We start from the raw sequence: 24,230 nt of genomic DNA on the forward strand, positions 1-24,230 counted from the left end.
TGGGCGCCACCGGCGACCGACGGGCTGTCCGCGTACCCCAGGGGTCTCAGGCCGAGGGCCGGCGGTGGGTGGGCGGGAAGCGGATGATGCGGTCGTCGGTGGGCGCCGGCGGGACGCCGCGGGGCTCGCGGTTGCTGGTGGTCACCCAGAGCGCGCCGTCGGGGGCCACCGCCACGGTACGCAGGCGGCCGTACGTCCCGACCAGCTCCGCCACCGGTACGCCGACGTCGCCGGCGGCGTCGACCGGGATCGCCCAGAGCCGGGTCCCGCGCAGCGCGGCCACGTAGAGCGTGCCCCGGCTGAACGCGGCGCCGCTCGGTGAGGCCTGGGCGGGCGGCCAGACGACCACCGGGTCCCGGAACCGGGGGTCGCCGGCGACGCCCTCGACCACCGGCCAGCCGTAGTTGCCGCCCGGCACGATCCGGTTCACCTCGTCCCAGGTGCTCTGGCCGAACTCGGTGGCGAACAGCCGGCCGGCCCGGTCCCAGGCGAGCCCCTGCACGTTGCGGTGGCCGTAGCTGTAGACCGGCGAGCCGGGGAACGGGTTGTCCGCCGGCACCCGGCCGTCCGGGCGGATCCGCAGGATCTTGCCGTTGCGGCTGGTCAGGTCCTGGGAGCGGGCGGGCACCCCGGCGTCGCCGACACCGGCGTAGAGCATGCCGTCGGGCCCGAACGCGATCCGCCCGCCGTCGTGGAAGGTGGCCCGGGCGATGCCGCTGACCAGCACCTGCGGGGCCCGGTCCGACCGGAGCCGGAACCGGACGATCCGGATGTCGGTGGCGGTGGTGTAGCAGGCGTAGACCCAGCGGTCCCGGCGGTAGGTGGGGGAGACCGCGAGCCCGAGCAGGCCCGCCTCGCCACCGGCCACCACGTCGGGGATCCGGGCGACCTGCCGGGCCGGGCGGCCGGGACGGATCCGCAGGATCGTGCCCTGGTTCCGCTGCGCCACCAGCGCGCTGCCGTCGGGCAGGAAGCCCAGGCCCCACGGCACCTCCAGCCCGGAGGCGACCACCCGGGGACGGGTCAGGTCGGGTCCGGATCCGACGGTCCGCCGACCGACGGCGCGCAGGTCGACCGGGACCGGCCGCCGGTCGACCGCGCCGGCGGCGGCGGCGGGGCGCTCGGGCGCGGCGGCGGGTTGCCGGTCGGCGCGGGCGTCGGTGGCGCCCAGTGCGATCACGAGGACGGCGGCGACGGCCGCGACGATCCGACGACGCATGTGCACTCCTGGCGTTTCGCCCCCGACCTCGTCGGGGCATTGACGGTGATCCGGTTTGCCAGTAGACCTTGGTGATGGAGGCCCCCTGATGAAGAGAACGCCGCTCTCGCTGGAACAGTTGCGGGTCGCCGTCACCGAGGGTGAGATCGACACGGTGGTGCTCGCGCTCACCGACATGCAGGGGCGCCTGCAGGGCAAGCGGTTCCACGCGCCGTTCTTCCTCGACCAGGTGGTCACGAACGGCAGCGAGGGGTGCAACTACCTGCTCGCCGTGGACGTGGACATGAACACCGTCGACGGGTACGCGATGTCGAGCTGGGAACGCGGCTACGGCGACTTCGCCATGCGCCCCGACCTGGACACGCTGCGCCGGATGCCCTGGCAGCCCGGCTCCGCGCTGCTGCTGGCCGACCTGGAGTGGCTGGACGGCTCCGGCCCGGTGGTCGCCTCGCCCCGGCAGATCCTGCGCCGGCAGCTCGACCGGCTGGCCGCGCACGGGCTGACCGCCTACGCCGGCACCGAGTTGGAGTTCGTGCTCTACCGCGACTCGTACGAGGAGGCGTGGTCGCGCGGCTACCGTGACCTGACCCCGGCAAACCAGTACAACGTGGACTACTCCCTGCTCGGCACCGCGCGGGTGGAGCCGCTGCTGCGTCGCATCCGCACCGAGATGGCCGCCGCCGGCCTCACCCCGGAGAGCGCGAAGGGCGAGTGCAACCTCGGCCAGCACGAGATCGCCTTCCGCTACGACGAGGCGGTGCGCTGTGCCGACCACCACGTCATCTACAAGAACGGCGCCAAGGAGATCGCCGCCCAGGAGGGCATGGCGATCACGTTCATGGCCAAGCCGAACGAGCGGGAGGGCAACTCCTGCCACATCCACTTCTCGCTGCGCGACGCCGCCGGCAAGTCGGCGATGCTGGGTGACGGGCCGGCGCACCTGAGCGTGACCGGTCAGCGGGTGCTGGCCGGGCTGCTCGCCACCATGCGCGAGTTCAGCCTGCTGTTCGCGCCGAACATCAACTCCTACAAGCGTTACCAGCCGGGCTCGTTCGCGCCGACCGCGCTGCGCTGGGGCACCGACAACCGCACCTGCGCGCTGCGGCTGGTCGGGCACGGGCAGGGGATGCGGGTGGAGAACCGGGTGCCGGGGGCGGACGTCAACCCGTACCTGGCGATCGCCGCGCTGGTGGCCGGCGCGGTGCACGGCATCGAGAACGAGCTGGAGCTGGCGGACGAGTGCACCGGCAACGCGTACGACGACCCGGAGGCCGAGCGGGTCCCGGGCACGCTGCGCGACGCCCTCGACCTGTGGCAGCGCTCGGAGGTGGCCCGGGCGGCGTTCGGCGACGAGGTGGCCGCCCACTACGCCAACCAGGCGACTGTCGAGCTGGCCGCCTTCGACGCCGCGGTCACGGACTGGGAGCTGCGGCGTGGCTTCGAACGCCTCTGACCCCGCCGCCACCCTTCCTCGCCCTCGCCGTTGCGCCGCCGTTGTCGACGCCGATCTTGCACTTGCGGCCCTCCACGTGGGCGTGATGCGGCTTTCGCCGGGGCAGCAACTGCAAGATCGCCGAGCTGAGGGGAGGGGACGGCGTGGGTGAGGTGATCTCGCCTGTTGACGGGGCGGGGATCGGGGTTGTTCCGGGGTGTTCCGTCGACGACGTGGATGTCGCGATCGCTCGGGCGGCTGCCGCGTTCGAGTCGTGGCGTCGGGTGGCGCCGGGGGACCGGGGGCGGCTGCTGCGGCGGTTCGCCGCCCAGGTCGACGCGCATCTCGAGGAGCTGGCTCTCCTGGAGGTGCGCAACGCCGGGCACACCATCGGCAACGCGCGCTGGGAGGCCGGCAACGTCCGCGACGTGCTCGACTACTACGCGGGCGCGCCGGAGCGGCTGACCGGGCAGCAGATCCCGGTGCCCGGCGGGCTCGACGTCACGTTCCACGAGCCGCTCGGCGTGGTCGGGGTGATCGTGCCGTGGAACTTCCCGATGCCGATCGCCGGTTGGGGCTTCGCCCCGGCGCTCGCGGCCGGCAACACGGTGGTGCTCAAGCCGGCCGAGCTGACCCCGCTGACCGCGCTGCGCCTGGCCGAGCTGGCCCGCGACGCCGGGCTGCCCGAGGGCGTGTTCACCGTGCTGCCCGGGCCGGGCGGCGTGGTCGGCGAACGGTTCGTCACCCACCCGGCGGTCCGCAAGATCTGCTTCACCGGCTCCACCGAGGTCGGCACCCGGATCATGGCCGGCTGCGCCGCCCAGGTGAAGCGGGTGACGCTGGAGCTGGGCGGCAAGTCGGCGAACATCGTCTTCGCCGACGCCGAACTGGCGAAGGCGGCGGCCACCGCGCCGTCCGCGGTCTTCGACAACGCCGGCCAGGACTGCTGTGCCCGCTCCCGGATCCTGGTCCAACGCCCGGTGTACGACCGCTTCCTGGAACTGCTCGAACCGGCCGTGCGGGCGTTCCGGGTGGAGGACCCGGCCCGCGAGACCGCCGAGATGGGCCCGCTGATCTCCGCCGGGCACCGGGACCGGGTCGCCGGGTACGTCGACGACGCGGATGTGGCCTTCACCGGCTCGTGCCCCGACGGCCCCGGCTTCTGGTACGCCCCGACCGTGCTGCTCGCCGGCTCCCCGGCGGACCGGCACTGGCGGGAGGAGATCTTCGGCCCGGTCGTCTCGGTGCTCGCGTTCGACGACGAGGCGGACGCGATCCGGCTCGCCAACGACACCGAGTACGGCCTCTCCGGCTCGATCTGGACCCGGGACGTGGGCCGTGCTGTCCGGGTCGCCCGGGCGGTGGAGTCGGGCAACCTCAGCGTCAACTCGCACTCCTCGGTGCGCTACTGGACCCCGTTCGGCGGGATGAAACGCTCCGGCCTCGGCCGCGAGCTGGGCCCGGACGCGCTGCACGCCTTCACCGACGTCAAGAACGTGTTCATCGGCACCGAGGAGTGATCACAGTGCAGGGACGGCTTCAGGACCGGGTGGCCGTGGTGACCGGCGCGGGCAGCGGCATCGGGCTCGCCACCGTGCGGCGCTTCGCCGCCGAGGGGGCCCGGGTGGTCTGCGTGGACATCGACGCCGACGCCGGCACCCGGGCGGCGCGGGAGGTGGACGGGGAGTTCGTCGCCGCGGACGTGGCCGACGAGACGGCGGTCCGTGACCTCTTCGACGGCGTGGTGGACCGGCACGGCCGGGTGGACGTCGCGTTCCACAACGCCGGCATCTCCCCGCCCGACGACGACTCCATCCTGGAGACCGGGCTGGACGCCTGGGAGCGGGTGCTGCGGGTCAACACCACGAGCGTCTACCTGTGCTGCAAGCACGTCATCCCGCACATGCGCCGCCAGGGCAAGGGCTCGATCATCAACACCGCCTCGTTCGTGGCGCTGATGGGCGCCGCGACGTCGCAGATCGCGTACACGGCGAGCAAGGGCGGGGTGCTGGCGATGACCCGGGAGCTGGGCGTGCAGTTCGCCCGCGAGGGCATCCGGGTCAACGCGCTCTGCCCCGGGCCGGTGGCCACGCCGCTGCTGCTGGACCTGTTCGCCAAGGACCCGGAACGGGCCGCCCGGCGTCTCGTGCACGTGCCGATGGGCCGGTTCGGGGACCCGACCGAGATCGCCGCCGCGGTGGCGTTCCTGGCCAGCGACGACGCCTCGTTCATGACCGCCGCGCAGTTCGTGGTCGACGGCGGCATCACCGGCGCCTACGTGACTCCACTATGAGGAGGCGAAGGCCGGTCATCGGCGTCACCGCGTACGTCGAGCCGGCCGGCTGGGCGGTGTGGCGGGACGTGCCGGCGACGCTGGTGCCGCACGCGTACGTCCGGGCGGTGACCGCGGCGGGCGGCCGGGCGGTGGTGCTGCCCCCGGACGACGTCGACGCCGACGTCCTCGGGCTGCTGGACGGGCTGCTGCTGGCCGGCGGCGCGGACGTCGGCCCGGAGCGCTACGGGCAGCCGCCCGACCCGCGCACCGAGAGCCGGCCGGAACGCGACGCCGGCGAGGTGGCGCTGCTGACCGCCGCGCTCGCCGCCGACCTGCCGGTGCTGGGCGTGTGCCGGGGGATGCAGCTGCTGGCCGTCGCGTACGGCGGCAGCCTGCACCAGCACCTGCCGGACGTGGTGGGCCACGACGGCCACCGGCCGGCCCCCGGGGTGTACGGGTCGCACCCGGTGCGCTTCGCCCCGGGCAGCCGGGCCGCGAGCGTGATGGCCGGCGTGGAGCGGGTCAACTCGTACCATCACCAGGCGGTGGCCGACCCTGGCGGCCTGGCGGTCACCGGCTGGGCCGACGACGGGGTGGTGGAGGCGCTGGAGGACCCGGCGCGGCGCTTCGTGCTCGGCGTACAGTGGCATCCGGAGAACGAGGCCGATCCTCGGCCGGTCACGGCGCTGGTCCGGGCCGCGGTGTCGCGCAGATCACAGCCGACCGGCCCGGGGCCCCGCCCGACTCGCCCCCGCCCGCCGGTTACGTCAGGATGAGGCGGAGGTAACCAGCGTCCTTCGGTGCCGGTGCGTTACGTTGCTCCTCCGCCGGGGTAGTAGGCGGGGACGGTCGGCGTAACCACGCCGGCCGTCGTGGACATGGCCGGAGCGGGAGGCTGCATGGGCTCGGCCCAGGGGGGCGGGGACGTCGGTCGATCGTCCCCGGCGGCCGGCGCGTCATTCCCACCGTTGCTGACCGCGGCGTTCGCCGCCGGCGGCGAGATGGGCGAGCGGCTGCGCGGCTTCGACTGGGCCGCCACCCCGCTCGGCACCCCGGACCGCTGGCCGGCCGCGCTCTGCCACGCGGTGAGCACCATGCTGGCGTCCCGCGCCCAGATGGTGGTCTTCTGGGGCGCGGAGCACCTGGCCTTCTACAACGACGCCTACCGGCCCACCATCGGCGACAAGCACCCGGCGGTGATCGGGCAGTCCGCCCGGCTGCACTGGGCCGAGACCTGGGACGTCCTCGGCCCGCTGCTCGACGGGGTGCGCGGCACCGGCGTGCCCTACCGGGGCGAGAACCATCCCTTCGTGATCAACCGGCACGGCTTCCTTGAGGACGTCTACTTCGACGTCTCGTACGACCCGATCCGGGACGCCGACGGCACCGTCGAGGGGATCTTCTGCTTCGTCAACGAGACCACCGGCCGGGTGCTGGGCGAGCGCCGGCTGCGGGCCCTGGCCGAGCTGGGCAACGAGCTGGGCGACGTGCCGAGCACGCTCGAACTGGGCCGGGCCGTCGCCCGGGTGCTCGACGCCCACCGGGCCGACGTGCCGTTCAGCGCGCTCTGGCTCACCGACCCCGAGGGCGCCACCGTGCTCGCCGGCTGCACCGGGACGGATCCGGCCACGGTCGCCGGGCCGCCGCCGGGACTGACCGCCGGCGAGGAGCTGACCGCGCCGCGCTGGATCGCCACCGCCGACCTGCCCGGCACCGTCCCGGCGGACGCCGCCGACCAGGCGCTGCTGCTGCCGCTGACCGCCACCAACGAGCCGGCCGGGGTGCTGCTGCTCGGGGTGTCCCGCCGGCTCCCGTTCACCGACGACTACCGCGACTTCGTCGACCTGGTCGCCGCGCAGGTCTCCCGGGCGGTCGGCAAGCAGCGGGCGTACGAGCAGGAGCGGGCCCGGGCCGCCGAGTTGGCCGCGCTCGACCGCGCCAAGACCAACTTCTTCGCCAACGTGAGCCACGAGTTCCGCACCCCGCTCACCCTGGTCCTCGGCCCGCTGGAGGACATGCTCGCCGACCGGGAGCTGCCCGACCGCTACATCGATCGCCTGACCATGATGCACCGCAACGGGCTGCGCCTGCTCAAGCTGGTCAACACCGTGCTCGACTTCTCCCGGCTGGAGTCCGGCCGGCTGGCCGCCCGCTACCAGCCCACCGATTTGGCCGACTACACGTCAAGGCTGGCCAGCACGTTCCGCTCGGCCACCGAACGGGCCGGACTGCGTCTGGTGGTCGACTGCCCGCCGCTGCGCGCGCCGGTCTACGTGGACCGGGACATGTGGGAGAAGATCGTCCTCAACCTGGTCTCCAACGCGGTCAAGTTCACCTTCGACGGCGAGATCCGGGTCCGGGTCCGCTCCGGCGACGGGGCCGCGGTGCTGGAGGTGACCGACACCGGCGTGGGCATCGCGCCGGAGGAGCTGCCGCAGGTCTTCGAGCGGTTCCACCGGGTGGCGGGCGCCCGCTCGCGCACCCACGAGGGCACCGGCATCGGGCTCGCCCTGGTCCGTGAGCTGGTCGAGATGCACGGCGGCACGGTGACCGCGAGCAGCGTCGTCGACCGGGGCACCACGTTCACGGTGACCGTGCCGTTCGGCTACGCGCACCTGCCCGCCGACCGGGTGTCCGCGCTCTCCCCGGTGCCGCTGTCCGAGCCGGAGCAGGCCCGGCTCTACGTCGCCGAGACCGGGTTCTGGACCGACGAGGTGGCCCGGCCGGCCGGGCTGCCCGAGTCGTCCGGGACGCCGGGCGGCGCCGGCCGGATCCTGGTCGCCGACGACAACCCCGACCTGCGCGAGCACGTCGGCCGGCTGCTCTCGCCGGCCTACGAGGTGGTGGCCGTGCCGGACGGCGTGGAGGCGCTGCGGCTGGCCGTCGACACCCCGTTCGACCTGGTGCTCAGCGACGTGATGATGCCCCGGCTGGACGGCTTCGGGCTGGTCGCCGCGCTGCGCGCCAACCCGGTCACCCGGCACGTGCCGATCGTGCTGCTCTCCGCGCGGGCCGGCGCCGCCGAGGAGGTCGCCGGCCTCTCGGCCGGTGCGGACGACTACCTGACCAAGCCCTTCTCCAGCCAGGAACTGGTGGCCCGGGTCCGGGCCAACGTCGAGCTGGGGCAGCTCCGCGGGCAGATCATCCGCCGGCTGCGGGCGCTCGCCGACGCCGCGGTGGCGATCAACACCGCCCGGTCCACCGCCGAGGTGGTGCGGGTCGCCGCCCGGCACGCGCTCACCCTGGCCGAGGCGGGCCGGGTGCTGGTCACCGCCACCGGCGCCCGCCACGAGGAGGACGCCGGCGGCGACCTGCCCGCCGAGCCGTCCGTGGTGCTGCCGCTGACCGGGACCACCGGCGAGCAGCTCGGCGAGCTGCGGGTGTGGCGGGGCGAGGGCGGCGGCGCCGAACAGGCGGCGCTGACCCAGCTGGCCCGGCTGGTCGGCGTGCGGCTGGAGAACGCCCAGCTCTACGAGGCCGAGCACCGGATCGCCAGCACGCTCCAGCACAGCCTGCTGCCGCGTACGCTGCCGCAGCTGCCCGGCGCGGTGGTGGCCAGCCGCTACCTGCCCGGCAGCGCGGACGTCGAGGTCGGCGGCGACTGGTACGACGTGATGGGCACGCCCGACGACGAGATGGTGCTGGTCATCGGCGACGTGGTCGGCAAGGGCGTGCGGGCCGCCGCCGCGATGGGCCAGCTCCGCAACGCGCTGCGGGCGTACGTCCTGGAGGGCTACGACCCGGGCGAGGCGCTGACCCGGCTCAACCGGCTGGTCCACTCCACCGGCAGCGGCTCCTTCGCCACGGTGGTCTGCCTCAGCTTCTCCCCGCGCGACGGCCGGCTGCGGTACGCCAGCGCGGGTCACCCCTCGCCCCTGCTGATCCGAGGAGACGACGTGGCGTTCCTGCACGATCGGGCCCTCGGACCGCCGGTCGGCGCGATCCCCGGAACCACCTACCGGACCGTCGAGGGCGAACTCGCCCCCGGCGGCCGGTTGCTGCTCTACACCGACGGTCTGATCGAGGACCGGACGGCCGGCATCGACGCCGGGCTCGGCCAGCTGCGGCGCGACGCGACCGCGCGCGGCGAGCACGTGGCCGACCTGGTGGACGCGGTGGTGGAACGGGTCGCCGGTCGGACCCGGCACGACGACGTGGCGGTGCTCGCGCTGGAGGCGGCCGAGTTGAACCGCTTCGCGCTGCGCCTGCCCGCCGACCCGACCCGGCTCAGCGTGCTGCGCAAGCGGCTGGAGGACTTCCTCGTCGCCCACCAGGTCGGCGAGACGGACCTGTTCGACCTCACCGTGGCGATCTCCGAGGCCGCGGCGAACGCGATCGAGCACCCGATCGACCCGGTCGACCCGACGATCGGGGTGGAGGTCACCATCGCGGACCGCACGGTCACCGCGACGATCCGGGACAGCGGACGGTGGCGCGAGTCCAGCGGGTCGAGCTTCCGGGGGCGCGGGCTGGCGCTGATCCAGGCGCTGGGGGAGATGAGCGTGACCCGCACCGAGGACGGCACCGAGCTGACGCTGCGCCGGCGGCTGACCGGGAGCGACTGAGCCGCCGCCACCGCAAACGCCGTGCGCCCGCGACCCGGACGATCTCAGCTGGCCGCCGCTACCGCGTCGAGGACGCGGGTGACCACCCCATCTCCGCTCGGACGTGCCCGCGTGATCCGCCGTTCAGCCTCGCTTTTCCGACGGACCGGGGCGGCGGAGCCGTAGCGTGGTGGTGGTGAGACGAGGGGAGCCGGCGAGCCCGCGCTCGCCCCACGACCCGGTCGGCGCGGCGTGGGCGGCGGTGCGACGTACCGGCTCCGCCACCGCCCGGGACCGACTGGTACGGCTGCGGCTGAGCCTGCTCGTGGCGGTCCAGTCGGGTGTGGCCGCGGCCGGCGCGTGGTGGATCGCCAACGACGTGCTCGACAACCCGCAGCCCCTGTTCGCGCCCGCCGTGGCGGTGGGCACCATCGCCAGTTCGGTGGGCCAGCGCTTCCGCCGGACCCTGTTCCTGGTCGCGGGCGTGGCGGTGGGCATCACCCTCGGCGACCTGCTGGTCTCCTGGGTCGGGCAGGGACACCTGCAGATCGGTCTCATCGTGGCCGTGTCGATCCTGTTCGCCGTGCTGCTGAGCGGCGAGGGCTCATTCGTGACCCAGGTGGGCGGCAGCGCCATGGTGATCGCCGTGCTCTCCCCGGCCAGCACGAACCTCGCGCTTCCGCGCTTCGTCGACGGTCTCGTCGGCGGCGTGGTGGGCATCCTGGTCGCGCTGGTGGTGCTTCCCCTGCACCCGATCCACCGGATCCGGCGCGCTGGTCGGCCGTTGCTCGCCCGCATCGCCACCGAACTGGACCGGGTGGCCGAGGCCGCCCGGAATCGGGACGCCGAGCTGGCCAAGCGCGCCCTCGACACACTGCGCGGCGTCGACACCTCGGACCTGGACACGGCGCTGTCGGCGGCCGTCGAGGTCGTCCGCATCTCACCGCTGCGGTGGCACAACCACAACTCGCTGGAGGGCTGGCGACACGGCGCCGCACTGATGATGCGCTCCCTGCTGCAGAGTCGTGACCTCGCGCTCAACCTGGAGAGCGCGCTCCGCAGCGACGAGCCGGTCCCGCCCTCGCTCGCGGCCGCCGTCGACAGCCTCGCCGAGGCCGTCCGGCACGTGGCCGTGGAGTGGTCGCCGTCGGCCAACCGGCCGTCCCGGTCGCAACGCGCCGCGATGACGGCCATCCGGCAGGCCCAGGAGGCACTCACCAGCGGGCTGCGGATCGGTGGCGTCAACCTGGCGAACGACGTGAGCATCATCGCCGTGAACACGATCCGCGCGAGCGGCGTGAGCAAGCAGGACGCCGAGACGCTGCGGCGCGACCTCGCCCCCGACACCGCCACGGACCCCGCCGAACGAAAGCCGGCGCCGGATCGCCCGCCGGCCGGGCCGCCCGGCCCGGTGGCGCACGGTGCGGAGGATCCGCCCTGAACGGGCAGCCGGCTCAGGCGTCGGCCAGCCAGTCCTGCTCGCCCAGGCCGGAGATCTCCAGCACGCGTCGGACCTGCCGGGACGGCAGCACGACGAGCGCGCCCGGGAAGCGCTGGGACAGCCGCACCACCGCGTGGATGGCCGCCGAGTCGAAGAAGGTGACCGCCCGCAGGTCGAGCGTGAGCCGTCGGGCGGGGTCGCGGAGCGCGGTCTGGAACATGGTGTCGGCGGTCGCCATGTCGACCTCGCCGGCCACCAGGACGCGCAACTGGTCGCCGTCGCCCTCCGCCGTCACGGAGAAGACGGGCGGTGCGCCCCCTTGATCCACGCAGCAACAATGGCACAGCGTTTGCGGCACGGCAACAACCTGGTGGGCGGGGCCGTGGCGGGGGTCACGGGGGTGCCGGCGATAGTCTGGGAGCATGACCGTCCGTGCGCCGCTGACCCCCGGCACGCTCTCCCCGTGGCGAGCGGTCCCCGCCCACATTCCGCGCCCCGAGTACGTCGGGAAGAAGCGCCCGCAGGAGTGGCGCGGGTCCCACGTGCAGACGCCGGAGACCATCGAGAAGATGCGGGTGGCCGGTCGGCTCGCGGCCCGGGCGACCCAGCTCGCGGGCGAGCACTGCAAGCCGGGGGTGACCACCGACGAGATCGACCAGGTGGTGCACGAGTTCCTCTGCGACCACGGCGCCTACCCGTCGACGCTGGGCTACAAGGGCTTTCCCAAGTCCTGCTGCACCAGCGTCAACGAGGTGATCTGCCACGGCATCCCCGACTCGACGGTGCTCCAGGACGGCGACATCGTCAACGTCGACGTCACGGCCTACCTGAACGGGGTGCACGGCGACACCGACGCGACCTTCTGCGTCGGGGAGGTGAGCGAGGAGGCCCGCCTGCTGGTCGAGCGGACCCACACGGCGATGATGCGCGGCATCAAGGCGATCGCGCCGGGCCGGCAGATCAACGTCATCGGCCGGGTGATCGAGTCCTACGCCAAGCGCTTCGGCTACGGCGTGGTGCGCGACTTCACCGGCCACGGCATCGGCGAGGCCTTCCACAGCGGCCTCTACGTGCCGCACTACGACAGCCCGCGCCCCACCGACCTGATGGAACCCGGGATGACCTTCACCGTCGAGCCGATGATCACCCTCGGCACCCACCAGTACGACATGTGGGACGACGGCTGGACGGTGGTCACCAAGGACCGGAGGTGGACGGCACAGTTCGAGCACACCATCGTCGTGACCGACGACGGCTACGAGATCCTGACCCTGCCGTGACCGACACCCCGGCGGCGCTGCGCGAGGCGCACCACGCGGACGTGTCCGGCGGCTGGCTGCGGCCGGCGGTCTTCGGCGCCATGGACGGTCTGGTCACCAACATCGCGCTGATCGCCGGCGTCGGTGGCGGCGGGGTGTCCCCGCGCAGCGTCGTGCTCACCGGCACGGCCGGCCTGGTGGCCGGGGCCATCTCGATGGGCCTGGGCGAGTACACGAGCGTCCGGTCGGCGAACGAGCAGGTGGCCGCCGAGGTGGCCAAGGAGCGGCGGGAACTGGAGCGGCACCCGGAGGCGGAGGCCCGCGAGCTGGCCGACGCGTGGGTGGCCCGCGGGCTGCCCCGAGACCTGGCCACCCAGGTCGCCGAGGCGGTGCGCGCCAACCCGGAGGAGGCGCTGCGCGTCCACGTCCGGGAGGAGCTGGGCGTCGACCCCGACGACCAGCCCAGCCCGTGGGCGGCGGCGATCTCGTCGTTCATCTGCTTCTCGATCGGCGCCCTGGTGCCGCTGCTGCCGTACCTGCTCGGCTTCACCAGCCTGTGGCTGGCGCTCGGCGTCGGCGGCGTGGGGCTCTTCCTCGCCGGGGCGATCGTGGCCCGGTTCACCTACCGCGCCTGGTGGAGCAGCGGCCTGCGGCAGCTGCTGCTCGGCGCGCTGGCGGCCGGCGCGACCTACCTGATCGGCGCGCTGATCGGGGTCGGTGGCGGCATCGGCTGACGGGCCTCAGCCGTCCAGCAGGTCGTCGACGGTGCCGTCCACCGGCCGGCCCCGGGCGGCCAGCTCCTCGGCCTGCCGGGTCAACACCGCGCCCACCTCGGTCATGTCCGCCCCGGCCAGTCCGGTGCGCCGCACCGCGTCCCCCGGGTCGCGGAAGTAGGTGCGGCTGAACAGCCCTTGCACGGTCGCGGCGGCCAGCCGGGCCTCACCGAGCATGAGCAGTGCCTGGTCGGTCTCGTACCACTCGGCCAGCCGCAGCGCGCGGGCGTGCGCCGCGCTGCCCCGGTACCAGGCCTGCCGCGCGGCGGTGGTGAACTCGGCCGGGCGGGCCCGGGCCAGCCGGGCCAGGTGTTCGTCGCGCAGCTTCGGCAGCCAGCCGGTCGGATCGTGCAGGGCGCGGGTGGTGACGTAGCGGTCAGCGGCCAGCGGCCAGCGGGACGTGATCGTTGTCGCCCGGCGCAGGTAGTCGTCCGCCCCGGCCACGGTCAGGTCGACCAGCACCCCGTCGACTCGGCGGGTGGACGGCTTCGGCCCGGCGCCCGGCCGGTAGGTGGCCACCAACAGCCCCACCTCGCGGTCCCCGCCGCCGTCGTCGTCGCCGTGCGCCAGCGGACCGTGCACCGCGACCGCGAGCACGTCGGCCGGGAAGCGGCGTAGGACGGCATCCCCGACCCGCTCGGCCACCCGCCACCGCGGGTCGTCCAGACGCCGCTCGGAGTCTCGTTCGCCGGCCAAGGCCACCGCCAATCCGCAACGTCGTCAGTTCCAGTTGTACGACTCGTACGACCGTAGGCTTCAGGTATGACCGAGCCCGCTGTCGAGCTTCCGATCTCCGACGCTCGCGAGAATCTCGCGGATGTCGTCTCACGGGCTCACTACGCCGGCCGCATCACCTACGTCACTGGTCGTGGGCAGCGGCTGGCTGCCATTGTCCCGGCGGACCTCGCCGAGGCGATCGAACGCGCCGAGGACGCGATCGACGTCGAGGCTGCCCGAGCCGTCCTGGCCCGTCTGGACGAAGTGCCGATCTCCCTCACCGACCTACGCAAAGAGCTGGGCCTCTGAGAAGCTGGACGCCAGCCACTCATTGCTGCTGGTGTGGCCAGGGCGCTCCAGTCCGCGCGTCCTCCGCGACTCTCAGATCGCGTACCAGCAGCTCCATCGAAGGCCCCCACGGCAGCTGGGAGTGCCCGGCAACTCGCCAACCGTTGCGACGATAGATGCCGTTCGCCAGGCTGCGCGGATCGGAGGCAAGGGTTGCCCAGCTCTCCGGGCGCCCCTGAAGAAGCCGACGCATCAACTCCGCGCCGATGCCGTGAGACCGATGCCGCGGATGGACGATCCATTCCAGTACAGCGAACTTGTCGCGATCCCGCGCCTCGGCCGGGGGTTCCTCCTTCGCCCGCGACCACCAGTTGCCGGCGGTCATGGTCCACCCGTACGCCGCTCCGATCAGTTCTTCGCCCTCTCTCGCCAGGACGAGGCGGAATCCGGGCCGTGCTGCCTCGTCGGGCAGCTCGGCCCGGAACCGGGCGACCTGTGCCGGGCCTTCGAGGTAAGGCGGTTCGGCGTAGACCAGCGCGTACAGGTCGGCGAGAGCGTCGACGACAGACATCAGCTCGTCCGGACGGCATCGGTCGAAGGTGACGGACGGCGGAGGGGTCACCGTTGGACCCGGTCCATCAGTTCCCGGTAGAGCGGCCGGTGCCGCTCTCTGTCGGGTACCGCCGCTGTGACCTGCAGAGTGACCGCGCGCACGAGTTCGTTGTGTTGTTCCCGAGGCAGGCGGTCCAACAGATCGGCTGCCGCCGTCAGACCGTCGGTGATGTCACCGGCCCGGACCGTGGCCGCCGCCTGATGCAGTTGTACCTGGGTACGCAGCCGGATCTGGGAAGCGGGATACAACTCCAAGGCCCGGGCCTGCGCTGCCGCAGCCGCCCTCCGGTCACCGGAGTGGGTGTATACCCAGGACTCCGTGTGTCGCAGGCGATGCTCCGGCCAGCCCCACAGCGATTCGACGTCCTCGACGACGGCGGCCGGGAGTTTCTCGATCTGCTCGCTCAGACGGCGCACGGTCGCGACTGCCTCGTCGTTCCGGCCGGCGAGGGCGAGTGCCTGCGCCCGGCCCGCCAGCAGACCGCAGGTGGCAGCCGACGGCCTACCGGCGAGCGGCAGCACCTCATCGGAGATTGCTACGACGGTCATGGGCCGTCGGCCGTCGTAGCAGCCGTTGACGATGTCCCAGGCGCGGGTCAGGACTTGCGTGTCGGGGTCACCGGACTCGTCGGCGGCTCTCTGGGCGCTGGCCCACCATCTCCTCGACAGCAGAGCATGTCCGGACGCGACGAGGCTGAGCGCGACGATCACCGACAGCGCCGCGGCGGCACGTAGCAGCTGTGGGCGACGCCGATCGTCACTTGCGGCGAGTTGATGCTGTAGGACCGTCAGATCCCGGCCGAGTTGTGTCATCAGCTGTTCGTGCGGCTGGCGATAGTAGGCCGTGCCGTAGGAGGAGACGATCTCTGTCCACGCGTCGAAATCGACGTCAACGGCGGCGTCGAGGCCGTGTCGCAGCGCCTCCCAGCCGACCAGACGGTCGACGGCGGGGAGAGCAGCGAGCGAAGTCATGGCTTGGAGGACCGACCTCCTCGGCATGTCGAGGTCGTTGGCGCGCCTGCTGTCGTATGCCTTCTCGATCGAGCCGTCGGTCGACAGTGCCCGGTCGTAGGCGGCGACGACGGCGGGATTGACGGGGCGCGCGCCACGTTCGATCTGCCCGAGGTAGCCGAAGTCGTATCTGACGAGTTCGGCGAACTTCCGCAGCGACCAACCGGCGGCGACCCGGTGCCGCCTGAGGATGTCCCCGAAATGGTCCATGCCACCCTCTCCGGTCGTGGGCTGGCGTGTGGGCCCACTGCTCACCGCTGCCGCCTGCTCTCCGTAATCGGGATGCTACCGAGGCCGACCGATTCGGCGCGGCCCGTGTGATCCCTGTCGGCGTACCGCGATCAGGCTGCGACGGCAGGTGCCGGGGCGGGCCGTATCGGCCCGCCCCCACGGCCGGATGGCACTGACAAAGGACAGGTTCGATGAGAGTGAAGGACGCCCTGCGGCGCTGGCAGTCCGAGCAGGCGCGTGCCCGGGCCGAGCGGGAGCAGGAACGATGACCGAACGGTGGGTCATCCATCTGCCGATGGTCGTCAACGACCTCGTGTCGGCGCAGCGCCTTGCCCGGGTGGTGGCACATTGGAGCCACGTCCTCCCGCAGACCGAACCCGGTGGCACCAGCGTCTCGCCCGAGGACGACCAGAACATACGGCACTGGGTCTTCTGCGACCGCAACCTGTTCGAGGGACGACGCTGCCTGCTCCGGCCGGATCACGACGGCGACTGCTCGCCGCGGTTCCGGCCACGGTGAGCAGTTGCTCAGGCGTTCGGGACCAGACGGAACACGCGGATCTCGCGGCCGCCGGCCCGCTCGACATACGTGCGGTAGGCCGGCCACTCCTGCACCAGCCGCTGGAACAGCCGTTCCCGTTCCTCGCCGGTGACCTGCTCGGCGGTGACCGGGATCCGGCGGCCCTTGACGTCCACCTCGGCGCCCGGGTGGGCCATCAGGTTGAACGTCCAGGACGGTTGGTGTCGTTGCCCCCAGTTCGAGCCGATCACGACGTAGGCGTCGCCGTCGGGGACGTAGACCAGGGGGTTGCTGCGGGGCTTGCCGGAGCGGCGGCCGGTGGAGGTGAGCACCAGTGTGGGCACCAGCCCGAAGGCGACCACGCGACCCTTCGTCAGCCGGCCGACGAGCCGGTCGGCGGGGACGAGCAGACGCATGGTGGTGGCGAACCACTGCTGGTGACCGAGGCGGCGGGTGAGGGATCCCAGAGCGGTCACCCGTCCAGTCTGCCGCCCCCGCCGCGCCCCGTCACCCCCTGCGGACCCCGGTCAGTCGAGGCGACGTTCGACCGGCAGGCGGGAACGGGTGAGCAGCGCCGCGCCCAGCATCGCCACCAGCGGCACCACCACCAGCACCGTCATGGTCTGGCCGGGCACGGTCAACGGGTACGACGGCTGCACCGGCCAGGACTGCGCGTACCGCTGGTTGAGCGCGGCCAGGATGACGGCGGCCGAGCCCAGCCCCGCCACGATGCCCAGCGCCGAGCCGATCCCCGCGATCACCCCGGCCTGCCAGAGCGACAGCACCCGGCGTACCCGGGGGTCGGCGCCGACCGCGGCGAGCGTGGACAGGTCCCGGCGGCCCTCGGCGGCGGCCAGGCCGGTGGCGACCGCGGCGGCGCCGAGCGTGATCACCCCGGACGCGGCGGCCAGCAGGAGCAGCAGCGGCCGCTGGTTCGACGGCGGTTGTGCGGTCGCCATCTGGGCGGACAGCTCGACAACCTCGGCCAGTTCCTCGGTCAGCCGCTCGCGCTGCCGCTCGGTGGGCGGGCCGGTGGTGTCCACCAGGTAGCCCAGCGGCTCGGCGGCCAGGCCGAGCGTGGTCGCGGCGGCGGGGGAGAGCACCAGCCGGTCGACCGGGAGGCCGCCACGCAGGACGTGGCCGGGCAGGTGCCGGACCGTCGTGCGGCCGTCCGGGCTGTGGTTGACCTCCACCCGCACCTGCCCGTCCACCAGGTGTCGGGGGTCGGTGACCACCACGCCGCCGGCGGCGAGGGCGCGGCGCGCGGCGGCCAGCTCGTCGGCCGGGGCGCCGGTGAGCGCGGCCAGCGCGCCGCCGTCGTCCACCAGCGTCGGCAGCGAGATGTCGTCCGGCTCCCGGAACGGCTGGACGCAGCGGGGGTCGTGCCGGGTCGAGGCGGGCCCCTCCTGGTACGGCCCGTACGGGCACCGTTCCGCCGGCGGACGGACGGCGACGGCCATGCAGTAGTCGTCCGGGCCGGCGGGGTGGGCGCACGTCGCGCCGGCCACCGCGCTGACGGTGGCGCCCGGCAGCACCGCCCGCACCCGCTCGGCGACCGCGCCGGCCGCCGGCAGCGAACCGGTCACCGGCCCGCCGGCGGGCATGAGGATCATGTTGCCCGGCGGCAGGCCGGGCTGCCAGAGCGCCTGGCTGCGGGCGTCGTCGCTGGCCAGGTAGACGCCGAGCGCCACGCTGCCGGCGACCGCCGCCATCACCGCCGAGATGGCCGGCGCGGCCGACGACCGGTTGCGGCTGGCGTCGCGCAGCGCGAGCCGGGGCGTCAGCGGCAGCAGTCGCCCGGCCCGGGCGAGCAACCCCACCAGCATGGGCGTGCAGAAGACCAGGCCCAGCTCGCCGAGGGCCACGCCGGCCAGCACCCCGGTGGGCGAGGTCCGGGAGGCGGCGTACGCGGCCAGCGCGGTGCCGGCGGCGGTCAGCAGGAGACCGAGCAGCAGCCACCGGCGGCCCGGCCGGGGTGGTTCGCGCCGCCCGGCCAGGCCGGCCACCACGTCCTGCCGGGACGCGGCCCAGGCCGGCGCGAGCGCCGCGAGCACCCCGGCCAGCACCGCCACCGCGGCGATCGCGGCCAGCGCGGTCGGAAACACCCGGTACGCGGCCATCCGCTCCTGGAGCAGGTACTGCTCGACCAGCGGGCGCGCGGCGATCGCCGTCCCGACGCCGAGCAGCAGACCGAGGGCGGCCCCGCCGGCGCCGAGCACCACCCCGTCGGCGAGCACGATCCGGCGCAGGTGCGCGGCGTCGCCACCGGCCACCGCGACCAGCGCGAGGTCCCGTCGCCGGCGTCGGACGCCGACCGCGAAGGCCGGTCCGACGAGCAGCACCACCTCCAGCAGGCCCAGCCCGCCGACCAGCGCCACACTGCCGGTCTGCTCGACGTCGGGGATGGACGGACCACGGGCCAGTTCCTGCCGCCCCGGCAGCCTGGTACGGGCGGTCACCTGGACGCCCCGCGCGTTCAGCCGGTCGACCAGCGCCGGTTCCACCGGCCCGGGCAGGTCCACCAGCCAGCTCACCTCGCTCGGCGGGCCCTCGGGGGCCAGGTCCGCGAGCGTGACCATCTCGCGCAGGTTGTCGGGGAACTCGACCACGCCGACCACCCGGTAGGTGGTGCCGTCGATCGCGCGCACCGGCGCGCCGACGCGGGTGTCCAGCCGGCGCAGCGCGGCCTGGTTGACCGCGATCTCGTCCGGCCGCACCGGCGGGCGGCCCTCGCGGACCCGGGCCAGCGGCCGGGCGAGCGGGTCGGTCAGGTCGACGGCCCGGGCGTCCAACGACGCGGTCCGGCGACCGATCCGGGTCTCGAACGGCACCCACCAGCGCACCCGGGTGACCCGGCTGCCGGCGGGCAGGAGCGCCCGCAACTCGTCGGCGGTGACCGGGCGGGTCCGGGGGACCGGGTCGTCCCCGGCCGACCAGGCCGACTCGCCCCAGGCGTCCTGCGTGACCGGGGACAGGTCGGTCCAGCGCAGCTCCGCGTCGGCGCCGCCGAGCCGGCGGTCGAGCCGTTCCGCCCGGGTCAGGTCCGACATGTCGTAGCTGGCGGCGGTGAAGCTCAGGCCGAGGACCGGCAGCGCGATCATCGCCAGCACCAGCAGCGTGCGCCGCCGGGACCGCAGCGCCTCGCGTCGGGCGATCCGCAGCGCGGGCCGCCACGACCGGAGCGCGGCGGCGAACCGCCCGCGGTTCACCGGCTGCTGCCGCTGAGCAGGTGCTCGACCCCGACCAGCGGGGCGGTCGAGTCGACCAGCACCCCGTCGCGCAGGAACACCACCCGGTCGGCCCAGCCGGCGTGGCGGGCCTCGTGCGTGACCAGCACGCCGGCCGCGCCGGCGTCCACCCGGCGGCGCAGCAGGTGCAGCACCGCCTCGCCGGCCTGGGAGTCCAGCGCCCCGGTCGGTTCGTCGGCCAGCACCAGCCGGCGCTCGCCGACCAGCGCCCGGGCGATCGCCACCCGCTGCTGCTGGCCGCCGGACATCTGGTCCGGGAAGCGGTCGGCCAGGCCGGCGACGTCCACCTCGCGCAGCGCGGCCAGGGCGAGCCGGCGGGCCGCCCGCACCCCGGTGCCGTCCAGCTCCAGGGGAAGGGCGACGTTCTCCACCGCGGTCAGGCTGCCGAGCAGGTTCAGGTCCTGGAAGACGTACCCGATCCGGCGCCGGCGCAGGCGGGCCAGCTCGCGGGCGGCGAGCCCGCCGAGCGCCTCGCCCTCGACCAGCACCTCACCGGCGGTGGGCCGGTCCAGGCCGCCGGCCAGGGCCAGCAGGGTGGACTTGCCGGAGCCGGAGGGGCCCATCACGGCCACCATCTCGCCAGCGGCCACGGTCAGGCTGACCCCGCGCAGCGCGTGCACGGCGGCCTCGCCGCCACCGTGCGTGCGGTGCACCGCACGCAGTTCCAGCACCCCGTCGGTCGGGTTCATCCGCGCCTCCCGTGCCGCCTCACCGGCGGGCTTCGTCGCCGGCCCGGTCCACCGCCTCGGGGTGGTCCGCCGGTCGGGCCGGCGCCGGGCGGTGCCGGACCAGGCTGGTCTCGCAGTGGTCGAGCCAGCGCACCTCGGCCTCGGCCTGGAAGATCATCGCGTCCAGCACCAACCGCCAGGGCAGATCCTCCGGCTTGTCGCTGGCGTACTTCAACCGGGTGAACTCCTGCAGGGCACGCATGGTGGCGCTGCGCTGGGTCTGCACCACCGCGCGGACGTCCACCCCGGGGGTGGTCAGCGCCAACGCCAGCTTGATCGACAACTCGTCCCGGGGCCGGTCCGCGCGGCTGATCGGCGTGGCGAACCAGAGCGCCAGGTCCGCGCGCCCGGAGTCGGTGATCTCGTACGGCCGCTGCCCGCCCTCGTTCTCCGGCAGTGGGCGGACCAGTCCGTCGCGTTCCAGCCGCGCGAGCGTGGTGTAGACCTGCCCGATGTTCAGCGGCCACGTCGACCCGGTCGACTCCTCGAACGCGGCGCGCAGCTGGTAGCCGTACATCTGGCCGCGTTCGAGCAGGGCGAGCAGGCCGTGACGGATGGACATGGCGTGGAGTATGCATACCTGGTATGCGGCCCGCAACCGCAGGGCTCCGCCGGGTGACCGGGCCCGCGCTCAGGCCGTGCGGCCCGGAAAGGCGACGGTGACCGGAGTCACCCCCGCCGTGCGCCGCCAGCGGGTGGCCCGCAACGCGCAGTCGGTGAGCGCGGCGAGAGCCGTGTTGCGGTCGGGACCGGTGGTGTGCGGCAGCGCCGCCCGCCAGTGCCCGGCGGTCCGCTCCTCGACCTCCACCGCCAGCCGCAGCGCGCCGGCCCGGTCGGTCACCGGGAAGGGCAGCGCGTAACCGGCCCGGTCGGCGGGCACCTGGCCGGAGCCCTCGGCGAGCTGGAGGAGCAGCGCGTCGCGTCGGGACCGGTGGGCCGCCTCGGCGGCGCGGGCGGCCGTGCGGGCCGCGTCGGTGAGGTGCACGCCGATCACCCCGTACGCCCAGACCGCCGCGTACTCGGCGGCGAGCGCGTCGGCGAGGACCTGGGTCGGGTCGCTCGTCGGGCTCGGTGCGTGCATCCGCTCGGTGCGTTCGCTCATGCCAGTGCCTCCACGTGGGTGGCCCGGGCGGCGGCGATCGAGCCGAGCAGCGCGGCCCGCTCGGCCGGCGCGGCGGCGCACGCCTTCGCGGCGTTGGTCCGGCCCTGCTGCTCGGCCCGGCGCAGGTCGGTCAGCACCCCGTCCGGCCCGGTGACCGGCGCGCCCGACGGGTCGGCCGTCGGCGTGCCGGAGGGCGCCGGCCGGCCGATCACCCGGCGCAGTTCGTCGGCGTGCGCCCGGTGCGCGTCGGCGATCGGGGTCAGCCGCGCAGCGAGCGCCGGCGCGGCGGTCGCCGCGGCCCGGTAGCGGGCCTCCAGGGCGAGCGCCTCGGCCGCCAACGGCTCCAACGCGTCCGGCGGCGACGGCTCGTCGTCACGGTCGAAAAGATCACAACCAGTCAGCGGCACGGTCGCGCCACCCAGCGCCACGAGCGCGCCGGCGCGCAGCAGGCGACGCCGGGAATGCCCCGCTCTGACCTGGTCGGATGGTGTTCTGCCGGTCCCCACCGCACAAGTCAACACCATCTCCGCCGCCCCGTGGGGCAGGGTCGTCGGTGCGCCGCCCGGGCCGCCGCCGCGCCCAAGCGTTACGCTCTGCGCAGCCACCGGGCGCGGACGCCCCGGTGGCGTACCGGCATGGCGGGACGACCGCCCGCGCCGGCGCGGGACCAACACGGCCCGGTGGGCCGTGGCAACAGCAGAGAGGTACGCGGAATGACGCAGCGTGGCCGTGCCACCCGGCCGACGGGGCCCAGCGGACGGCCTCGCCGGTCCGACGGCCCCCGCGGCGCGGACCGGGGCGGCGCACCCCGCGGCGACCTCGCCGCGCGCCGGACCCGGCTGCGCGAGGTGATCGAGCCGGTGGTCACCGCTGCCGGCTACGACCTGGAGGACCTCTCCGTCTCCCGGGCCGGCCGGCGGCACGTGGTCCGGGTGATCGTGGACGCCGACGGCGGGATCAACCTGGACGCCGTCGCGGACGTGTCCCGGGCGGTCTCCGCGGCGCTGGACGCGGCCGAGGAGGCCGGCGGCGACATCGTCGCCGGCGAGTACCAGCTGGAGGTCAGCTCCCCCGGCGTGGACCGCCCGCTCACCCTGCCCCGGCACTGGCGACGCAACGTCGGCCGGCTGGTCAAGGTCACCGTGCGGGGCGAGGCCGGCGACCGGCAGCTCACCGGCCGGGTGACGGCCGCCGACGACGATCGGGTGGAGCTGGAGAGCGACGCCGGGCCCGTCACGCACGCGTACGCCGAACTCGGCCCCGGCCGGGTCCAGGTGGAGTTCTCCCGCCTGGACGACGAGGACCTCGGTGACGACACCGACATCGACGACGACGAAGATCTGGAGGACGAGGAGAGGTGAACATCGACCTCGCGGCGCTGCGCGCCCTGGAGCGCGAGCGGGAGATCCCGTTCGACACGATCCTCGCGGCGATCGAGACCGCGCTGCTGACCGCCTACCGGCACACCGACGGCGCCGAGGCGCACGCCCGGGTGGAGATCGACCGCAAGAGCGGGGCCGCCTCGGTCTACGCGCAGGAGCTGGACGCCGACGGCACGGTGACCCGGGAGTGGGACGACACCCCGCACGACTTCGGTCGGATCGCCGCCATGACCGCGAAGCAGGTGATCCTCCAGCGGCTGCGGGAGGCCACCGACGAGGTGCACTTCGGCGAGTACGTCGGCCGCGACGGTGACCTGGTCACCGGCGTGGTGCAGGCGCACGAGACCCGCCGGGAGAAGGGCATCGTCAGCGTCGACCTGGGCAAGCTGGAGGGCGTCCTGCCCCAGTCCGAGCAGGTCCCCGGCGAGCGGTACGAGCACGGCGAGCGGATCCGCTGCGTCGTGGTGCACGTCGCCAAGGGAATGCGCGGGCCGCAGATCACGCTGTCCCGTTCGCACCCGGCGCTGGTGAAGAAGCTGTTCGCGCTGGAGGTGCCGGAGATCGCCGACGGCACGGTGGAGATCGGTGCGATCGCACGTGAGGCAGGTCACCGCACGAAGATCGCCGTCCGGTCGACCGCTTCCGGCGTCAACGCCAAGGGCGCCTGCATCGGCCCGATGGGCCAGCGGGTCCGCGCGGTGATGAGCGAGCTGCACGGCGAGAAGATCGACATCATCGACTGGTCGGACGACCCGGCCACCTTCGTCGGCAACGCGCTCTCGCCGGCCAAGGCCCTGCGGGTCGAGGTGGTCGACCTGGCCAGCCGTACCGCCCGGGTCACCGTCCCGGACTTCCAGCTCTCGCTCGCGATCGGCCGGGAAGGGCAGAACGCCCGCCTCGCGGCCCGCCTGACCGGTTGGCGGATCGACATCCGCTCCGACGCGGAGACCGCCGGCCCGTCCGCGCGGGGCGGAGCTGATCACGTCCCGGAGCCGGGCGGCGCGATCTCGAGCAGCTAGGGGTAGACTTACTCAGTGGCACGACGCGCGCTGCCGGAGCGCACCTGTGTGGGCTGCCGGAAACGAGCGCCGGCCAGCGAGTTGCTGCGGGTCGTCGCGGTCGATGACAAGGCTGGTCAGACCAGTCTTCGACCCGATCCGGCCCGCAGACTGCCGGGTCGGGGAGCGAACATGCACCCCAATCCGGCCTGCTTCGCGCAAGCGGTGCGGCGCCGCGCCTTCGGGCGGGCACTGCGCGTCACCGGGGTCCCCGACCACGGTGCGCTCGCGGAGCACGTCGACGCGCAACCCCCGACGACCGGTCAAGCCCGTCCGGTCGAGGGTCGCTAGCAAGGTAGGACGACCGACATGAGCACACGATGAAGTCCCTGAAATGACCAGGCTTCAAGTGCACGAGTGAGGTCGCTGCGGGTGCTGCCCGCACGACCT

23 protein-coding genes and 1 pseudogene are annotated in these 24,230 nt (G+C 74.0%); 13 read left to right on the plus strand and 11 right to left on the minus strand.

Translation table 11 applies throughout. The features are described 5' to 3' along the window. Window positions 1-46: 46 nt before the first annotated feature. The gene (locus tag O7600_RS26300; RefSeq protein ID WP_281591108.1) at window positions 47-1,219 is read right to left on the minus strand and encodes a PQQ-dependent sugar dehydrogenase; all 1,173 of its coding nucleotides are present in this window, start codon (window positions 1,217-1,219) and stop codon (window positions 47-49) included. A gap of 88 nt (window positions 1,220-1,307) precedes the next feature. On the opposite strand from O7600_RS26300, the gene O7600_RS26305 reads away from it, so the two are divergent. The 6 genes from O7600_RS26305 (at window position 1,308) to O7600_RS26330 (ending at window position 10,911) form a co-directional block, all read left to right on the plus strand. Further along, a complete protein-coding gene (locus tag O7600_RS26305; RefSeq protein WP_281591109.1) occupies window positions 1,308-2,672 on the plus strand; it encodes a glutamine synthetase family protein in 1,365 nt (454 codons plus the stop codon). Window positions 2,673-2,815: 143 nt separating this feature from the next. Beyond that, window positions 2,816-4,171, plus strand: coding sequence for an aldehyde dehydrogenase family protein (locus O7600_RS26310; protein ID WP_281591110.1), 1,356 nt, complete (start codon window positions 2,816-2,818; stop codon window positions 4,169-4,171). Window positions 4,172-4,176: 5 nt separating this feature from the next. Then, the gene (locus O7600_RS26315) at window positions 4,177-4,944 is read left to right on the plus strand and encodes a 3-oxoacyl-ACP reductase (RefSeq protein WP_281591111.1); all 768 of its coding nucleotides are present in this window, start codon (window positions 4,177-4,179) and stop codon (window positions 4,942-4,944) included. Next, window positions 4,941-5,702: a gamma-glutamyl-gamma-aminobutyrate hydrolase family protein gene (locus O7600_RS26320; RefSeq protein WP_281591112.1), complete on the plus strand. Its 762-nt coding sequence runs from the start codon at window positions 4,941-4,943 to the stop codon at window positions 5,700-5,702. The genes O7600_RS26315 and O7600_RS26320 overlap by 4 nt, the downstream gene beginning before the upstream one ends. A 123-nt stretch (window positions 5,703-5,825) precedes the next feature. Next, window positions 5,826-9,491: a SpoIIE family protein phosphatase gene (locus O7600_RS26325; RefSeq protein ID WP_281591113.1), complete on the plus strand. Its 3,666-nt coding sequence runs from the start codon at window positions 5,826-5,828 to the stop codon at window positions 9,489-9,491. A gap of 175 nt (window positions 9,492-9,666) precedes the next feature. Further along, window positions 9,667-10,911: an FUSC family protein gene (locus O7600_RS26330; protein ID WP_281591115.1), complete on the plus strand. Its 1,245-nt coding sequence runs from the start codon at window positions 9,667-9,669 to the stop codon at window positions 10,909-10,911. 13 nt (window positions 10,912-10,924) lie between these two features. Here the strand turns inward: O7600_RS26330 and O7600_RS26335 are convergent, their stop codons facing one another. Then, window positions 10,925-11,239, minus strand: coding sequence for an STAS domain-containing protein (locus O7600_RS26335; RefSeq protein WP_281591116.1), 315 nt, complete (start codon window positions 11,237-11,239; stop codon window positions 10,925-10,927). A 94-nt stretch (window positions 11,240-11,333) separates the two neighbouring features. Between O7600_RS26335 and map the strand changes: the two genes are divergently transcribed. Continuing rightward, on the plus strand, window positions 11,334-12,191 hold the full coding sequence (map, locus tag O7600_RS26340) for a type I methionyl aminopeptidase (RefSeq protein ID WP_281591117.1): 858 nt from the start codon (window positions 11,334-11,336) through the stop codon (window positions 12,189-12,191). Next, window positions 12,188-12,904 carry a VIT1/CCC1 transporter family protein gene (locus tag O7600_RS26345; protein ID WP_281591118.1) on the plus strand — a complete coding sequence of 239 codons (717 nt, stop codon included), beginning with the start codon at window positions 12,188-12,190 and terminating at the stop codon, window positions 12,902-12,904. Before map ends, O7600_RS26345 begins: the two co-directional genes overlap by 4 nt. 6 nt (window positions 12,905-12,910) lie before the next feature. On the opposite strand, the gene O7600_RS26350 is transcribed toward O7600_RS26345, so the two are convergent. Then, window positions 12,911-13,639 (minus strand): nucleotidyltransferase domain-containing protein, encoded by a 729-nt coding sequence (locus O7600_RS26350; protein WP_281591119.1) that lies wholly within the window; start codon window positions 13,637-13,639, stop codon window positions 12,911-12,913. Between the two features lie 66 nt (window positions 13,640-13,705). On the opposite strand from O7600_RS26350, the gene O7600_RS26355 reads away from it, so the two are divergent. After that, window positions 13,706-13,969 carry a type II toxin-antitoxin system prevent-host-death family antitoxin gene (locus tag O7600_RS26355; RefSeq protein ID WP_281591120.1) on the plus strand — a complete coding sequence of 88 codons (264 nt, stop codon included), beginning with the start codon at window positions 13,706-13,708 and terminating at the stop codon, window positions 13,967-13,969. 19 nt (window positions 13,970-13,988) lie between these two features. On the opposite strand, the gene O7600_RS26360 is transcribed toward O7600_RS26355, so the two are convergent. Both O7600_RS26360 and O7600_RS26365 read right to left on the minus strand, forming a co-directional pair. After that, window positions 13,989-14,519 carry a GNAT family N-acetyltransferase gene (locus O7600_RS26360; RefSeq protein ID WP_281591121.1) on the minus strand — a complete coding sequence of 177 codons (531 nt, stop codon included), beginning with the start codon at window positions 14,517-14,519 and terminating at the stop codon, window positions 13,989-13,991. A 47-nt stretch (window positions 14,520-14,566) separates the two neighbouring features. Next, window positions 14,567-15,781, minus strand: a complete 1,215-nt coding sequence (locus O7600_RS26365; protein ID WP_281591122.1) for a helix-turn-helix transcriptional regulator — start codon at window positions 15,779-15,781, stop codon at window positions 14,567-14,569. Window positions 15,782-16,067: 286 nt separating this feature from the next. Between O7600_RS26365 and O7600_RS26370 the strand changes: the two genes are divergently transcribed. Beyond that, window positions 16,068-16,322 (plus strand): hypothetical protein, encoded by a 255-nt coding sequence (locus O7600_RS26370; RefSeq protein ID WP_281591123.1) that lies wholly within the window; start codon window positions 16,068-16,070, stop codon window positions 16,320-16,322. An 8-nt stretch (window positions 16,323-16,330) separates the two neighbouring features. Here the strand turns inward: O7600_RS26370 and O7600_RS26375 are convergent, their stop codons facing one another. The 6 genes from O7600_RS26375 to O7600_RS26400 form a co-directional block, all read right to left on the minus strand. Beyond that, on the minus strand, window positions 16,331-16,798 hold the full coding sequence (locus O7600_RS26375) for a nitroreductase family deazaflavin-dependent oxidoreductase (protein WP_281591124.1): 468 nt from the start codon (window positions 16,796-16,798) through the stop codon (window positions 16,331-16,333). 51 nt (window positions 16,799-16,849) lie between these two features. Continuing rightward, the gene (locus tag O7600_RS26380) at window positions 16,850-19,531 is read right to left on the minus strand and encodes an ABC transporter permease (protein ID WP_281591125.1); all 2,682 of its coding nucleotides are present in this window, start codon (window positions 19,529-19,531) and stop codon (window positions 16,850-16,852) included. Next, window positions 19,528-20,259, minus strand: coding sequence for an ABC transporter ATP-binding protein (locus tag O7600_RS26385; RefSeq protein ID WP_091579995.1), 732 nt, complete (start codon window positions 20,257-20,259; stop codon window positions 19,528-19,530). The genes O7600_RS26380 and O7600_RS26385 overlap by 4 nt, the downstream gene beginning before the upstream one ends. 19 nt (window positions 20,260-20,278) lie before the next feature. Next, window positions 20,279-20,860, minus strand: a complete 582-nt coding sequence (locus tag O7600_RS26390; protein WP_281591126.1) for a PadR family transcriptional regulator — start codon at window positions 20,858-20,860, stop codon at window positions 20,279-20,281. Window positions 20,861-20,929: 69 nt separating this feature from the next. Next, window positions 20,930-21,379, minus strand: coding sequence for a ferritin-like domain-containing protein (locus O7600_RS26395; protein WP_281594274.1), 450 nt, complete (start codon window positions 21,377-21,379; stop codon window positions 20,930-20,932). A gap of 17 nt (window positions 21,380-21,396) precedes the next feature. Beyond that, a complete protein-coding gene (locus O7600_RS26400; RefSeq protein ID WP_281594275.1) occupies window positions 21,397-21,849 on the minus strand; it encodes a hypothetical protein in 453 nt (150 codons plus the stop codon). A gap of 264 nt (window positions 21,850-22,113) precedes the next feature. On the opposite strand from O7600_RS26400, the gene rimP reads away from it, so the two are divergent. From rimP to O7600_RS26415, 3 genes and pseudogenes are all read left to right on the plus strand, one after another. Beyond that, window positions 22,114-22,761 carry a ribosome maturation factor RimP gene (gene rimP / locus O7600_RS26405; protein ID WP_281591127.1) on the plus strand — a complete coding sequence of 216 codons (648 nt, stop codon included), beginning with the start codon at window positions 22,114-22,116 and terminating at the stop codon, window positions 22,759-22,761. Then, window positions 22,758-23,801 (plus strand): transcription termination factor NusA, encoded by a 1,044-nt coding sequence (gene nusA, locus O7600_RS26410; protein WP_091579980.1) that lies wholly within the window; start codon window positions 22,758-22,760, stop codon window positions 23,799-23,801. The genes rimP and nusA overlap by 4 nt, the downstream gene beginning before the upstream one ends. Before the next feature lie 15 nt (window positions 23,802-23,816). Further along, a pseudogene (locus O7600_RS26415) lies at window positions 23,817-24,153 on the plus strand (YlxR family protein). Window positions 24,154-24,230 lie beyond the last annotated feature (77 nt).

Source organism: Micromonospora sp. WMMA1998 (assembly GCF_027497375.1).
In the GTDB taxonomy this organism is placed as follows: domain Bacteria; phylum Actinomycetota; class Actinomycetes; order Mycobacteriales; family Micromonosporaceae; genus Micromonospora; species Micromonospora sediminicola.

Excerpts from the sequence above, each read along its gene's own strand:
- rimP (WP_281591127.1), top strand. The coding sequence starts at position 22,114 with ATGACGCAGCGTGGCCGTGCCACCCGGCCGACGGGGCCCAGCGGACGG.
- O7600_RS26365 (WP_281591122.1), bottom strand. The coding sequence starts at position 15,781 with ATGGACCATTTCGGGGACATCCTCAGGCGGCACCGGGTCGCCGCCGGT.
- O7600_RS26355 (WP_281591120.1), top strand. The coding sequence starts at position 13,706 with ATGACCGAGCCCGCTGTCGAGCTTCCGATCTCCGACGCTCGCGAGAAT.
- O7600_RS26390 (WP_281591126.1), bottom strand. The coding sequence starts at position 20,860 with ATGTCCATCCGTCACGGCCTGCTCGCCCTGCTCGAACGCGGCCAGATG.
- O7600_RS26325 (WP_281591113.1), top strand. The coding sequence starts at position 5,826 with ATGGGCTCGGCCCAGGGGGGCGGGGACGTCGGTCGATCGTCCCCGGCG.
- O7600_RS26360 (WP_281591121.1), bottom strand. The coding sequence starts at position 14,519 with ATGTCTGTCGTCGACGCTCTCGCCGACCTGTACGCGCTGGTCTACGCC.
- O7600_RS26300 (WP_281591108.1), bottom strand. The coding sequence starts at position 1,219 with ATGCGTCGTCGGATCGTCGCGGCCGTCGCCGCCGTCCTCGTGATCGCA.
- O7600_RS26385 (WP_091579995.1), bottom strand. The coding sequence starts at position 20,259 with ATGAACCCGACCGACGGGGTGCTGGAACTGCGTGCGGTGCACCGCACG.
- O7600_RS26395 (WP_281594274.1), bottom strand. The coding sequence starts at position 21,379 with ATGCACGCACCGAGCCCGACGAGCGACCCGACCCAGGTCCTCGCCGAC.
- O7600_RS26305 (WP_281591109.1), top strand. The coding sequence starts at position 1,308 with ATGAAGAGAACGCCGCTCTCGCTGGAACAGTTGCGGGTCGCCGTCACC.
- O7600_RS26320 (WP_281591112.1), top strand. The coding sequence starts at position 4,941 with ATGAGGAGGCGAAGGCCGGTCATCGGCGTCACCGCGTACGTCGAGCCG.
- map (WP_281591117.1), top strand. The coding sequence starts at position 11,334 with ATGACCGTCCGTGCGCCGCTGACCCCCGGCACGCTCTCCCCGTGGCGA.
- O7600_RS26370 (WP_281591123.1), top strand. The coding sequence starts at position 16,068 with ATGACCGAACGGTGGGTCATCCATCTGCCGATGGTCGTCAACGACCTC.